The organism is Paenibacillus sp. fava2 (genome assembly GCF_058313675.1).
This window is the reverse complement of record NZ_CM177755.1, coordinates 1,569,438-1,583,246: the sequence shown is the minus strand read 5'-3', so window position 1 is coordinate 1,583,246 and position 13,809 is coordinate 1,569,438. Positions and strand designations below refer to the sequence as shown.

Here is a 13,809-nt window from a genome sequence, read left to right as displayed (position 1 = left end):
CAAACCTCTCCCTCTGATGTTCAGCTTTCTTTATAGGCCAGCTCATATAATACTGCCGTAAGCAGGTTCAGTCCGGCAGCCAGCTCATCCGGTGAAGAATACTCCTCCGGAGCGTGGCTGATCCCCGCCCGGCTCGGCACAAAGATCATGGCCGTGGGGCAAACGGGAGCAAAGAGCTGGGCATCATGGCCTGCTCCGCTTACCATATTGCGGAAGCTTCTTCCCTGCTGGCGTGCTAGATGCTCAAGTTGTTGATTTAATCCCGTATCCATCGGCGCAGGAGATGTAGCCAGAGTAGCCGTATACTGCAGGGTAAGCCCCCGCTTCCTGGCAATCTCTTCGAACGCAGCCAGCAGCATGGAACAAAAATGCTCCAGCGCATCAGCTTCACTATGCCTTATATCAAGTGTAAACTCCACCTCGCCGGGAATTACATTGGGCGTGCCCGGCGCCGCTTCCAGCTTCCCGCAAGTGGCTACCAGCGGATCACCCGCAGCCGCCGCCGCCTGCTCCATTGCCAGAAGCATCTCCGCAGTACCTGCAAGCGCATCGCGTCGCAGTCGCATCGGGGTTGTGCCGGCATGGTTTGTACTGCCGGCAACCTTTACACTATACCGCCGCTGTCCGACGATCGCCTCAACGATCCCGATCTCCAGTGCTGCCTGCTCCAGCACAATGCCCTGCTCGATATGCAGTTCAACAAATGCGCCAATATCCTCTCTGAGAGGAGTCCGCCCAGCCGCATAGTCAGCGACGGCTGCAGTCCCGCAGTCTTCGGGCCTGCGCCCCAATCCGCAGCCCTCCATTGCTGAAGCGATCGTCACTCCTGCAGAGTCAGCACACTGCTGCGCCTCACTTCCGTCATACAGCCCGGTAACATTGCCCGAGCCCCAATACGCGAGCGGAAAGCGGCTGCCTTCCTCCTCACAGAAGGCCACGGCCTCCACTGTCCGCAGCGGCTGGCCGAAGTTCTGCCTCAAGTAGTGAAGCGCAGTAACAGCGGCAGCAATCCCGTAGGCACCGTCATATTTTCCACCATTCAGCACGGTATCGATATGTGAGCCCGTTAAGATAACTTTTGCGGCCGGCAGCGAGCCTGTAAACCTTCCATAGACATTCCCCACGCCGTCCGTCCTGACCTCCATGCCAAGCGCCGCCATTCTCTCCTGCAGAAAACGCTGCGCCAGCAGCCATTCCGGGGTGTAGAGCAGCCGGGATACACCCGGTCCTGGAGCACTGAAGGCCGCTAGCTCCTCCAGCAGCTCCATCATCTGAAGCGCCGGGGCTTTAATCGCTGGCGCGCTCATCGGGAAAACTGCCCTTCGTTGACGCGCAGCCATTCCCCGCCGTCTTCGATCAGCAGCCCGTCTTCTGCGGTATACACTACCGTCCCGCGACTTATCGTTGCCGTTACTTTGCAGGATAAAGTCATGCCGGTATAAGGGCTGTGCTTATGGCGGTACAGGAGATCTTCTGCCTTCAAGGTATAGGAATGGTTCGGGTCCAGCAGGACCAGATCGGCATCCAGCCCCGGCTTAATGGACCCTTTGCGGCGGTCCAGCCCGAACCTCCGGGCCGGCTGCTCGGCCAGCAGCGCCGCCATCTGAGTAACCGGCAGGCCCCGCAGGTTCACCCCTTCATGGAACATCAGCTCCAGGCTGCTCTGCGCCCCGGAGATGCCGCCCCAGGCTTCAAAGAAGCTAAGTCCGGGATCAAGCTTCAGTTCAGGCGGACAGGGGGAATGGTCGGAGGCGATTAGATCAACCCGCCCTTCTGCCAGCACCTGCCACAGCTTCCCCTGCTCCTCCGGGCTGCGCAGCGGCGGTGCGCATTTGGCCAGTGCGCCCAGATCCTCCAGACTGTCCTCATTCAGAACCAGGTAATGCGGGCAGGTCTCCGCCGAAACATCAAGCCCGCGGAGCTTTGCTTCATGAATCATATCAATAGCCGCTGCCGTGCTTATATGCACAAAGTGCAGCCGGCAGCCTGTGAGCTCACTGTACAGCAGCGCTCTCGCCACCGCCTCAAGCTCGGCCTCTGCCGGACGGGCAGCGGCGAAATCCCGCGCGCCGGTCCGGCCGCTCCGTACCGCATCAGAAGACAGCGTTGCCGTAATGGCCTCGCTCTCCGCATGCAGCGCCAGAATGCCGCCGAAGGCGGCAATCCGCTGCATCCCCTGATACAGGGTGTCATCATCGACCTCGCGGAACCGGCCTTCCCCTTCACCGCCGGGATTGGAGATGAATGCCTTGAAGCCGGTAACTCCGGCTGCCGCCAGCTCCTCCAGTTCCTCCAGATTGCCCGGGACCAGACCTCCCCACAGGACATAATCGACGGCAGAATTCCCTGCTGCCGCTTCAGCCTTGAGCTGCAGCGCAGCCAGATCTACCGTAGGGGGATTGCCGTTAAGCGGCATATCCGCATAGCAGGTGCAGCCTCCGGCAGCCAGGGCCGCCGAGCCGCTGCGGAAGCCTTCCCAGTGTCCAAATGCCGGTTCATTAAAGTGGACATGCATATCGATCATGCCGGGCAGCACATACAGCCCCTGCGCATCAATAATCCGGGTGTCCGGGAGAACCGGCAGATCCCGGCCAAGTGCAGCTATTTTTCCGTCCTTTACAGCAACATCCAGCTTGACTACTTCTCCGGGAAGCACAACCTCCCCGTTCCTGATGATGAGCTCATATGATTCCTTCATGGTCCGGCCACCTCCGCCATCGGTCTATTTATTGTGTCAGCTTCCCCGGTACGTGCTGTACCCTCCGGGTGCTACAAGCAGCGGAACATGATAATGCTCTGCAGTATTCGTGATATTAAATTTCAGCGGAATCTGTTCGAGAAAAAGCACCCCGGAGTCCGCACCCGCTTCTCCGGCGCCAGCCGCCTGTTCAATGCTACGGAAATAATCCCCGGCCATAAACAGCAGCTCATAGCTGCCGGGGGTAAGCTCCGCCCCGGTCAGCAGAGGGGCATCAAGCCGCCCGTCGCTGTTCGTCACCGCCTCGCGCAGCAGCTCTCCCGCCCCGCCGTCAAGCTTCCAGAGCTGGAGCGCCATCCCCGCTGCAGGACCGCCCTTTGCCAGGTCCAGCACATGCGTAGTCAGCCGCCCGCTCATGGTGCGGACCCTTCAGGCTGCGGCAGCAGATCATGCAGCCGGAAGCCGGTGATCCGGCCGATTTGATACAAGGCCTGCTCCCGCTCCTGTTCCAGCGGATAATGCACCCGCTCGGAAATCGCCACAATAATGTCATCCTTGTTTTTGCCGCGGACTGCAAGAATAAACGGAAAGCCGAACTTCTCTGTGTAAGCCGCATTTAACCCTGTAAGCAATTCGAATTCTTCCGGCGTCAGCCGGTCAAGCCCCGCTCCCTGCTGCTCCGCCGCCGAATACGGGGTAACCTGCAGCCTTGTAGCCAGATCCGGGTGGGATCTCAGCAGCTCTGTAACCTGACTGTCAGGCGCGCTTCGCGCTGTCTGCAGCATAGCACGATGCAGCTCATCGACAGAATGAAACGGAATCTGCTGATAAGTCCCCTCTGCCACCCAAGGTGAATGTTCAAAAATCCCTCCTAGCGCCGCTACAAACTGTTCCCGGCTCATGCCGTTAATTTGCTCTAATGTTAATGCACCTGTCTCTGCACTCATACTTCCGCCCCGCTCTCTGTAGTCTCACTAACTGTGCAATGATATTCCTCACAATGCTTCAAGGGTAAAAAAAGTCCATTTACTGTATTCAACCGGTCAGAAGTTCGAACGACAATAAATGGATTTTAATGATTATAACAGATAATCAGGCAAAGCTTCTTTGGTTAGAACCGCTGTTCGCGGATGTAAGGTGTCCCCAGAGACTCCGGAGTGCCCGAAGGCTTGTTGCGGTTACGGTAGCCGAGATACATCAGTACCAGGATGGTTACTACATAAGGAATCATTTTAAGGAAGTAGGACGGTATCACGCTGCCAAGCAGCTGGATGCGGAATCCGAGTGAGTCCAGCGCACCGAAGAAGTAGGCGCAGAAAAGCGCACGCAGCGGATTCCATCTGGCAAAGATGACGAGTCCGACGGCAATCCAGCCGCGGCCGGCCGTCAGGCCTTCATTCCAGGTCGGCGCATAGGCCAGCACCATGTCTGCCCCGGCAAGCCCTATCAGCGCAGCACCGGCAGTAACATAGCTGTAGCGGATCAGCTGCACCCGGATGCCCATTACATCCGCTGTCGCCGGGTTATCCCCGACGGCCCGCAGATGCAGCCCCCAGGAGGTATGATGAATCAGCAGATGCAGCACCAGCACCAGCACCAGGCTGAACCAGGTCAAATAATCCAGCCGTCCAAAAATATCCCCGATCACCGGGATTCCCTGAAGCCAGGTTAGATTCAGCTTGGGTGAAGTTCCCGGCAGGGGCAGGCCGCTGATGGACTTGCCGAGATACGCGCTGAGTCCGCTGCCGAACAGCGTCATCGCCAGCCCCGACATCGTCTGATTTGCCCTCAGTGTCACGCATAGGAACGAATGCACCATGCCAAGCACCGCTGTCACGGCTATAGCTGCAAGTAAGGCCAGCAGCAGATTGCCGCTGCGGATGTACACGATACAGGTGGTCACCGCCCCCATCAGCATCAGCCCTTCCGCACCCAGCTGGATGATGCCCGCCCGCTCATTCAGGATACCGCCAAGCGTGGCCAGCAGCAGCGGGGTTCCGGCGGAAATGGCTGCTATCAATAACTGTGTAGTGAAATCCATAGTCTAACTCCCTTCTTTCTAAGGCGCCGCCTAAGCGCTCCGGCGTATGCGGAAACGGTGAATCATATCGCCGGCAATCAGGAAGAACAGGATCGAGCCCTGCAGCATTTCTGAAATGGACGAAGGCAATCCGATGGTTTGCACGCTGTAGCCGCCGACAATCAGGCCGCCGAACAGGACGGAGGTAACGATCAGGCCGAGCGGATTCAGCTTGGCAAGCCAGGCGACGATGATCGCGGTGTAGCCGTAGCCGGGAGAGATACCCTGCATCAGCTTATGGGTTACCCCGGAGACCTCAGCCATGCCGGCAATACCCGCCAGCCCTCCGCTGATCAGCATCACGATGATAATATGCTTCTTGATATGAATACCTGCATAACGCGCAGCCGTCGGATTGGCTCCAATCAGCCGCAGCTCATAGCCCCAGCGGGTAAATTTGACCATCAGGAAGTAGATAAATACAGCGACCAGTCCAAAGATCAGACCGATATGTAATCTTGTCGATCCCAGAACCGGCAGGGACTGTGCAGCCGTAAACATCGGCGAGCCCGGAAAATTGAAGCCCGCAGGATCTTTCCACGGACCAAACACCACATAGTCGAGTGCCAGCAGCGCGACATAATTCAGCATCAGCGAGGTAATCAGCTCATTTACCCCGAAGTGTGTGCGCGGGATGGCAGTCATCAGGCCCCAAAGCGCACCTGCAGCCGTACCAAAAATCAGCATCAGCGTAATGGCCCAGAAGGACGGCAGATCAGGAAAATAAATCGTTACCGCCGTTGCAGCCATCGCGCCGACGGTAAGCTGCCCTTCTGCTCCGATATTCCATACGGAAATCCGGTAGGCTACAGCGATACCGAGGCCGCACAGCAGCAGCGGAATTGCTTTTACCATCGTCTCCGTGAAGCCGTAGGAGGTGCCAAAGGCACCGCGGAACATTTTCTCATAGACTGTCACCGGGTTCATCCCGTTTGCAGCGATAAAGACCGCACACAGCAGCAGCGCCAGAATTACGGACAGAACCGGAGACCACCACGGAGAGCGGGTACGGCTTGAATCGTATTCCAGCCGCAGCCGGAAAGGTTTGCCGGACTTGGCCGGAAGCGGCTCCAGAACCGCCGCCGTATTGCCTGTATTTTTTGGACTCATACCGCACTGCCCTCCCTGTGCCGGATTCCGGCCATCATCAGACCAATCTGTTCCCTGTCGGCATGCTCATGATCGCTTTCACCGATGATTGCGCCGTTATATATAACCAGAATCCGGTCCGACAACTGCAGAAGCTCATCCAGATCCTCTGAGATCAGCAGCACGCCGCTGCCGGAGCTCCGCAGCTCCATCAGCAGCTCATGTACACCCGCAGTAGCTCCCACATCAAGCCCTTGTGTAGGGTGAACGGCAACCATCAGCTTTGGCTTATGGCTGACCTCACGGGCAAACAGCAGTTTCTGCTGATTCCCGCCGGACAACTGCTGCACCGGAGTATCGAGTTCGGGCGTCTTAACGTCAAAACGCTGCACCAGCTCCTGTGACCACAGACGGTTCTTTGCCGCCTTCAGAATACCAAATTTGGAGTGTTCCTCCGTTCGGTAGGATTTGAAGAGCAGATTATCAACCGAACCCAGCCGGCCGGCCAGACCGCTCTTCATACGGTTCTCCGGCACATGGGAAATCCCCGCATCAATGGCACCGCGGACCGAGGCTGTTTTTACCCGGCTACCATCAAAAATAATCTCCCCGTTCTTCCAGGTTCTAAGACCCGTAAGCACCTCTGCCAGCTCCTTCTGCCCGTTGCCCGCAACCCCTGCAACGCCGACAATCTCACCCTCACACACAGTGAGCGACAAGCCGTCGAGCGCCTTGCGGCCGTGATCGGCCGAGACATCCAGACGGTTGACAACAAGCAGCGGCTCTCCCTGGGTGGCTTCCCGCTCCTGGCGGCTGATCGTGACCTCCCTGCCTACCATCAGGCGGGCCAGCTCCAGCTCATCTGTCTGCGCTGTAGCCAGCGTGGCAATCATTTTGCCTTTGCGCATGACGGAGATCCGGTCAGAGGAAGCCATAACTTCCTTCATCTTGTGAGTAGTCATAATAACCGTCTTGCCCGCCTGCTTCATTACACGCAGCGTTTCAAACAACTGCTCCGCTTCCCCCGGCGTTAGCACGGAAGTCGGCTCATCCAGAATGATGATATCCGCCCCCCTGTACAGCGTCTTGACGATCTCCACACGCTGCTGTTCACCGACGGACAGCTGCCAGATTGGCCGGTTTACCGGAAATTTCAGCCCGAACCGCTCTCCCAGCGCTTCAATCTCCTCATGCTTCTGCCTGATCCACTTGCTCCCCCGCCAGAAAGACGACTTTTCGCCAAGCACGATATTTTCCGCTGCCGTGAGCGTCTGCACGAGTCTGAAATTCTGAAACACCATCCCGACCCCCAAAAGCGCCGCATCCTTAGGGGAGCGGATTCTGGCAGGCTTGCCGTGAATCAGAATTTCGCCTTCATCCGCCCGGTATACACCTGACAGCATGCTCATGACTGTGCTCTTACCTGCTCCGTTCTCACCAAGCAGCGCGTGAACCTCACCCGCGTTTGCCGAAAAATCGACTTGATCGCTTGCCGTTACAGAACCGAATCTCTTCACAATCCCCCGCATTTCAACCGAATGGTCCTGCATAATGGGATGCTCCTTCCTTATAGTTGTAGTACGGGTGGGGAAGGTTCCATTCATCCGGAACCCGCCCCACCCATAGGAACATGAAGTATGATATTAAAGTTAAGCTATTATTGCGGGATTGTGCCCTCTACGCCTTTGACAAGCCAGTTCATGCCCAGAACTTCTTCAAGCGTAAGCTTCTGGCCTTCCTGAACCTTGACGTTGCCCTGGTTATCGGAGATCGGGCCGGTGAATACATCCATTTCGCCGCTGATGATCTTGGCCTTTGCTTCCTCTACCAGTGCCTTCACATCATCAGGAACCTTGTTGCCGAACGGTGCCAGCTCAACCATGCCGTCTGCCATATCCCCGGAATACTGCTCGCTCTTCCACGTTCCGTCCATTACCGACTGGACAGCCTTCACGTAGTAAGGACCCCAATTCCAGACCGGGTTGGTCAGGTAATTATCCGGCGCATACTTGCTCATATCCGAGTCGTTACCGCCTGCATAAGCTCCGCGTTCAGCAGCTGCCTGAAGGGTAGCCGGGGAATCCTGATAGGCCAGCAGGACATCAGCGCCTTTATCCAGCAGACTGATTGCCGCCTGGCGTTCTGTTGCCGGGTCATACCAGGTGTTGGTCCAGACCACATCTACCTTGATATCCGGATTAACGCTTTGTGCACCGAGTGTAAAAGCATTCAGATTATAAATAACTTCGCTGATCGGAAACGCGCCTACATAACCGAGATGATTTTTGGTAGTCATTTTTCCGGCGGCGATACCTGTGAGATAACTCGCCTGATAGTTCTTGCCGAAGTAAGTGCCCATATTCTCAGCTGTCTTATAGCCGGAAGCATGGAGGAATTTCACGTTGGGGAATTTATTAGCTACATTGAGGGTGAAGTCCATATATCCGAAGCTTGTGGTGAATACGATGTCGTGGGATTGTGCCAGTTCAGTAATGATGCGCTCTGCATCGGCACTTTCCGGAACGTTTTCAACGAAGTCCGCTTTGATGCCGAGCTCTTTTTCCATGTACAGACGGCCCTGGTCATGCTGATACGTGTAACCGCCGTCGCCCGGAGGCCCGATGTAGACAAAAGCAACCGTCGGCTTCTCTGCTGCCGGCTCCGTTGTTGCCGGTGCCTCTGTTGCAGTCCCTGCATTCGCCGCAGCCGGCGCCTCCGTTGCAGCCGCGTTAGAAGAAGCAGCGTTGTTGTTTCCTCCGCAGCCCGCCAGCACTACTGCAAGCAGGAACATAAGCATTAAGCTTACCGTAAATCCCTGACCCCTTTTTTTCATAATTCTCCTCCTCCAGGATATCTCTCTTAATGGCTGAAACCATTAATGTATCTCTACTATACTGAGACAGAGCGTTTACGTAAATTTACATAACATACGTTTGTGCTATATAATAAGAACTTTACAGGTTTTTGTGCTTAATGCACTAAACTGAAGCGAATTATACTTAAAATATGTGATACTTACTTACATTTGACTGGATAATCGTCTTTCAATGTCAGCTTTTCCCGCGAATACTCCATGCTTTATGGGCTTCATAATTATCAAACCGGGGATCAGCATCCGAAAAGAAACCTGCAGAATCAGTCTGCAGAACAGCCCCTTTGTACTCAGAGGACCGCAAAATCCCCGCAGCCCCTTCTTCTCCTTCCAATCCCTGCAATACCGTGAACATCTTTCTGGAAAACAGAGCCGGCGGCATCGCCAGCCCTTCATGGGTCCCGGCCACATAATCAAGCTGCGGATTCCGCATATACATGTCCTTCAGCCGGTTTACAAGCGAAGTTGTAACAGAAGTCTGACCGGCAAGCGCCACCACTACAGCATCAGGCTGCAGCGGCAGAATAGCATTCAGTCCGCAGCGCAGGGAAAACGACAGCCCCAGGTGAGCGGTCAGGCAGGTTTCAGTCCTTCTCGGGCTCTGCTCAGCGGCAGGCGGCAGCCATTCCAGATTGTCATCTGCCCGGACAACCACGACCAGCGGATCAAGGGTGCAGCGTTCAAGCTCACTGACCACCACACTTTCCGGTGTGACCTCCGAAGACAGCTTTGGCGATGCTTTGGGTACTCCCGCCCGTCTGCTATGCCCTGCCGCCAGGTAAATACCGGCTACTCTCATTGTTTCCGCTCCTTTCGGCGGCGCCCGGCGCCTGCCCTTTTTGATTTTGTTTGGTTGTACAGCAGTTTCCAAGATGCCGCTTAGCTTTGTGTCCGGCAAAAACGCCTGCAGGATTATTCACGTTCCAGCATTTTGCGGAACACAAACACCAGTTTAAGCCTCATCAGATCATTGATCTTTTTAAAATCGACATCCAGCAGCTCACTGAGCTTCTCAATGCGGTAAGTGGCCGTATTGCGGTGGATGAACAGCTTTTTGGCTGTTTCGTTGACATGACCGTCATTCTCCAGATAAACCTCCAGCGTATGGAGCATCTCCTTGACATACTCCGGCTCCCGGCTGAGCAGTCCGCGAAGATTGCCGGTAATGTATTTCTTCATTGACTCTTCCGGAATCTGGCCGAGCAGAAGATTCAGCTCAAGCTGCCGGTAATGCACTACATTCCCGAATGCCCCCCAGTGCTGGGACATGGCCATACATTCTCTGACCTCGGCAAAAGCTTCTTTAAGTCCCTCCGGCTTCACTTTGACCGCACTAGCCGCAGCCCGCGGATAATATCCTGTATCAAGCTTCAGGTTATCAAAGCACTCATAAATCAGCTCACGGAACTGCCCGGCACTCAGCCCGTTTGCCTGAAACAGTGACACCAGCCCCTCATCCATCAGAACATGAACGGCATTTAATTCCCGCAGGGCAGGATGCTCAGCATATTCCTCCTTCAGCCGGAGCAGCTCCCGCTGCCGTTCATCCCCACTCGCTGCCGTTTCTGTCAGCAGCACCTGAAAAGGTGAATGCAGCAGCTTCACTCCCAGCCTCAGAGCAGCCTGAGACAGCTCACTGCAGGACAGCCCGCCGCTCAGGCAGCGCCGCAGCAGCCCGCTGAACTCCCTGTGCTCAGCCAGCTCGAAATAATCCTCATACCCCGAATGAATATGAAATGAAATCAGTTCAGCCCCCTGGATAAACAGGCTCTCTTCCACAGGCAGCAGAAGCGGGTCAATCTGACAGTATAAAAGATAGCCTGAGCACTTCTCCCCCTGCATTAGCGGAAGCCGCAGACCGGTTCTGTCTCCGATCCGGAAGCGCTGGCTGCGGTTCTGCCAAGGCCAGCCTTCCAGCAGCTGGCGGCTTGCATATTCAGAGTTGTTGTAGACTACGTCCCCCCTGCTGCTTACAACCGCAAGCTTATAACCGATCACCTCAGAGACGGATTCAAACAGCGGACCGCTGCGTCCCGAACGCAGCGCGAAGCGCATCAGCTTGCGCTGCTTCTCCATAATTTCCTGGAGCATGCTCGTGCTGCGCGACAGTTCGGCACGGAACAGCCCGTTCATCTGGTCGGAGAACGTAAACTGGAACGGCAGCTCAATCAGCGGAAAGTTCAGCGTCTCCGCTTCGGCAATCAGCTCCTCAGGCACGGTATCCCAGAAGCGGCCCAGCTTGATGCCGAGCGCCGACGAGCCCCGCCGGTTCAGCGTCTGCAGCAGCGCAGAGGCATCCTCCAGACTGTCCTTGATCAGATAAGCGGTCGTTAACAGCATTTCCCCCTCTTTTATCCAGTCCGAGATATCCGGCGCATCCATAACATTGATTGACTTCACAATTCTGTGCTTGCCCCTGGCTCCTGCGATAAGCTTGGCTTCGGATAAAGGATAAATGGACAACGCTTCTTCGACGGTAAGATGCATGCCACCCCTCCTTAAGTAAATATGTTTAATTAACCATCGTTCTTTATGTTACTTTATGTAACATTATAGATAAAATAACCCCTATTGGAAAGATAAAAGTAAAAATTTCAATGCACTATGTTAGGTAAAATGACGTATTTCACATAATCTTAAAGATTGGGAGTGGGGATAATGAAGCGACTAGCCCCAGTGACACAAAGAGTATGCGGCTGTTAAGGAAGAAGGCGCCAGAAATATTCCTGCTGCGCTCTTTTAATGAGTGAGCCATGCGGGGAGGTTTCCTTGCAATATGGACGATGCATAATCTCTACTTTGGCATAGCCTCTACTTTGGTGTGAAAATAGAATCTATTGGTTGATGGTTGTTGGGCGCTTGGGTGATTGTTTGATGGATAGTTAGCTTTATGCTTGGCGCTGTTACTTGGTAATAAGTGTTTTGGATTATGGGTGGGTGCGTGGGGTGGGTGCGTGGGGTGGGTGCGTGGGTGCGTGGGGTGCGTGGGGTGGGTGCGTGGGTGCGTGGGTGCGTGGGTGCGTGGGTGCGTGGGTGCGTGGGTGCGTGGGTGCGTGGGTGCGTGGGTGCGTGGGTGCGTGGGTGCGTGGGTGCGTGGGTGCGTGGGTGCGTGGGTGCGTGGGTGCGTGGGTGCGTGGGTGCGTGGGTGCGTGGGTGCGTGGGTGCGTGGGTGCGTGGGTGCGTGGGTGCGTGGGTGCGTGGGTGCGTGGGTGCGTGGGTGCGTGGGTGCGTGGGTGCGTGGGTGCGTGGGTGCGTGGGTGCGTGGGTGCGTGGGTGCGTGGGTGCGTGGGTGCGTGGGTGCGTGGGTGCGTGGGGTGCGTGGGGTGCGTGGGGTGCGTGGGGTGCGTGGGGTGCGTGGGGTGCGTGGGGTGGCTTAGTAACTTTAACTGATTGTCTGGCGCATCATTGCTACATTTAGTATTTCCTGAGCGTCCCCAATATTTAGTTGGATTTTAGCAGCTTATTTTTACCCTTATTCTATTTTTCAAAGCATTAGTTGGAATATCAACACTTATTTCTGCTCCCTACTCCCCATTCGGGATGAAACTGCAAAATTAAGTGTTGTTTTTCCCACTAGTCTTCCCGTTTCGGTAATTTGGCGGAGAATTAGATGACGAAATTCCACTTAGTTCAGTCAGCGATCAGTGGCGGTACCTCGCAGAATCATTCACATGCAGGCAACTGTCACTGTCTACTGAGTCAGAACCCGGGTAGACTCCGGGCCTGACCGTATTCCCCAAAGTGCCGGATAAGAAACAGCTTGCACAGCTTGTTATCCACCTCAACGCCAGGCCCCCAGCACCCACGAGAGCAAGCGGAGATCCTGCCCGTGGCCGCCGATGACAGACAGCCCCAGCGGCAGGCCGTCCGGTCCCTCCAACGGCAGGGTGATCTGCGGCAGGCCGGCAAGCCCGGCAATGCAGCTAAGCATCATAGCGCCGCTGCGGTTGCGTTCCAGCTGCTGCAGATCCCCGCCCACCAGCGGAGCCGGCCCGGGAACGGTCGGGATGACCAGGCAGCGGTCCTCCCCGAGCAGCTGCCGCAGCCTGCCGGCAATCTCACTGCGCAGCGCGGCTGCCCGGCTATGGTCTTGTCCGGCGATGCTTGCCGCCCAAGAGAACCGGGCCGCGATATCCGGCCCGAACTCCGGCTGCTCCAGCCTGATCCACGCGCCATGAGTCGTCCAGATCTCTGCAGCCTGCAGCTCCCTGAACAGATCCATCCAGCTTATCAGGCCTTCAGCTGAAACAACATTTTCTACCGTCTCATCTGCAGCGGCCTGCAGCCGTCCAACTTCCCGCCTCAGGCAGGCAGCACTTGACGGCTCAGCCAGCGCCCAGCAGTCCGCAGGGAGATAGAGTCTGCTCATTCTGCCTCCGGCCGGAGCAGTACCTGAACCAGAAACGGATCTGGATCCAGACAGAGACAGATTTTCTCCGCCAGCGTTCGTTACATCTGCCTGCTCAGGTGCCCTCTCACCCGTATCAAGCAACACCCTTCCCACACGCTCCAGCAGCTCCAGGCTGTCCGCCATCCAGCCCACCGTATCAAAACCCGGTGCCAGCGGAATAACGCCCTCCATCGCCACGGCTCCATGGGTAGGACGGAAGCCGTACACGCCGCAGTAAGCAGAGGGGACACGGACCGAACCTCCGGTATCCGTTCCAAGTGCGAAATCCACGGCGCCGGAGGCCACCGCCACGGCTGACCCGCTGGATGAACCGCCGGGAATCCGTCCGGCTCCGCGCGGGTTAACCGGCGTGCCATAATGAACGTTTTCGCCACCCAGGCTGTACATCAGCTCATCCGTATGCGCTGCGCCGCTTAGGGAGGCCCCCGCCTCCAGCAGTTTAGCAACAGCCGCCGCATGTGCCTCAGAAGGTCCGTGGCTGCGCAGCCAGGCGGGATTTCCGGCGGAAGAGCTGTGGCCGGTTACTGCGAACACATCCTTTACTGCAAACCGGAGGCCTTTCAATCCCCCTTGCCGGGAGCCGTTCACCTCCAGCTCTGGAGCAATAAATGCACCATAATTATTATTTAGAATCATCTCTTCCACTCCCTTCCTGTCCG

General features: G+C 56.3%; 11 protein-coding genes. All 11 read right to left on the bottom strand.

Annotated elements, in window-relative coordinates; translation table 11 throughout:
* Positions 1-20 precede the first annotated feature (20 nt).
* The 11 genes from AC4G46_RS07045 to AC4G46_RS06995 all read right to left on the bottom strand — a co-directional run bounded on the left by AC4G46_RS07045 (position 21) and on the right by AC4G46_RS06995 (position 13,786).
* Positions 21-1,307, bottom strand: coding sequence for a Zn-dependent hydrolase (locus AC4G46_RS07045; RefSeq protein WP_491127289.1), 1,287 nt, complete (start codon positions 1,305-1,307; stop codon positions 21-23).
* A complete protein-coding gene (locus tag AC4G46_RS07040) occupies positions 1,304-2,698 on the bottom strand; it encodes an allantoinase (RefSeq protein ID WP_491127288.1) in 1,395 nt (464 codons plus the stop codon). Before AC4G46_RS07040 ends, AC4G46_RS07045 begins: the two co-directional genes overlap by 4 nt.
* A 36-nt stretch (positions 2,699-2,734) precedes the next feature.
* Positions 2,735-3,115 carry a hydroxyisourate hydrolase gene (gene uraH / locus AC4G46_RS07035; protein WP_491127287.1) on the bottom strand — a complete coding sequence of 127 codons (381 nt, stop codon included), beginning with the start codon at positions 3,113-3,115 and terminating at the stop codon, positions 2,735-2,737.
* Positions 3,112-3,645: a 2-oxo-4-hydroxy-4-carboxy-5-ureidoimidazoline decarboxylase gene (gene uraD / locus AC4G46_RS07030; RefSeq protein WP_491127286.1), complete on the bottom strand. Its 534-nt coding sequence runs from the start codon at positions 3,643-3,645 to the stop codon at positions 3,112-3,114. The genes uraH and uraD overlap by 4 nt, the downstream gene beginning before the upstream one ends.
* A gap of 164 nt (positions 3,646-3,809) precedes the next feature.
* On the bottom strand, positions 3,810-4,739 hold the full coding sequence (locus AC4G46_RS07025) for an ABC transporter permease (protein ID WP_491127285.1): 930 nt from the start codon (positions 4,737-4,739) through the stop codon (positions 3,810-3,812).
* Between the two features lie 30 nt (positions 4,740-4,769).
* A complete protein-coding gene (locus AC4G46_RS07020; RefSeq protein ID WP_491127284.1) occupies positions 4,770-5,888 on the bottom strand; it encodes an ABC transporter permease in 1,119 nt (372 codons plus the stop codon).
* Positions 5,885-7,417: an ABC transporter ATP-binding protein gene (locus tag AC4G46_RS07015; RefSeq protein WP_491127283.1), complete on the bottom strand. Its 1,533-nt coding sequence runs from the start codon at positions 7,415-7,417 to the stop codon at positions 5,885-5,887. Before AC4G46_RS07015 ends, AC4G46_RS07020 begins: the two co-directional genes overlap by 4 nt.
* 107 nt (positions 7,418-7,524) lie before the next feature.
* On the bottom strand, positions 7,525-8,700 hold the full coding sequence (locus AC4G46_RS07010; protein ID WP_491127282.1) for a BMP family ABC transporter substrate-binding protein: 1,176 nt from the start codon (positions 8,698-8,700) through the stop codon (positions 7,525-7,527).
* Between the two features lie 217 nt (positions 8,701-8,917).
* Positions 8,918-9,538, bottom strand: coding sequence for an NTP transferase domain-containing protein (locus AC4G46_RS07005; RefSeq protein WP_491127281.1), 621 nt, complete (start codon positions 9,536-9,538; stop codon positions 8,918-8,920).
* Positions 9,539-9,651: 113 nt separating this feature from the next.
* On the bottom strand, positions 9,652-11,226 hold the full coding sequence (locus tag AC4G46_RS07000) for a PucR family transcriptional regulator (RefSeq protein WP_491127280.1): 1,575 nt from the start codon (positions 11,224-11,226) through the stop codon (positions 9,652-9,654).
* 1,294 nt (positions 11,227-12,520) lie between these two features.
* A complete protein-coding gene (locus tag AC4G46_RS06995; RefSeq protein WP_491127279.1) occupies positions 12,521-13,786 on the bottom strand; it encodes an amidase family protein in 1,266 nt (421 codons plus the stop codon).
* Between the last annotated feature and the right edge of the window lie 23 nt (positions 13,787-13,809).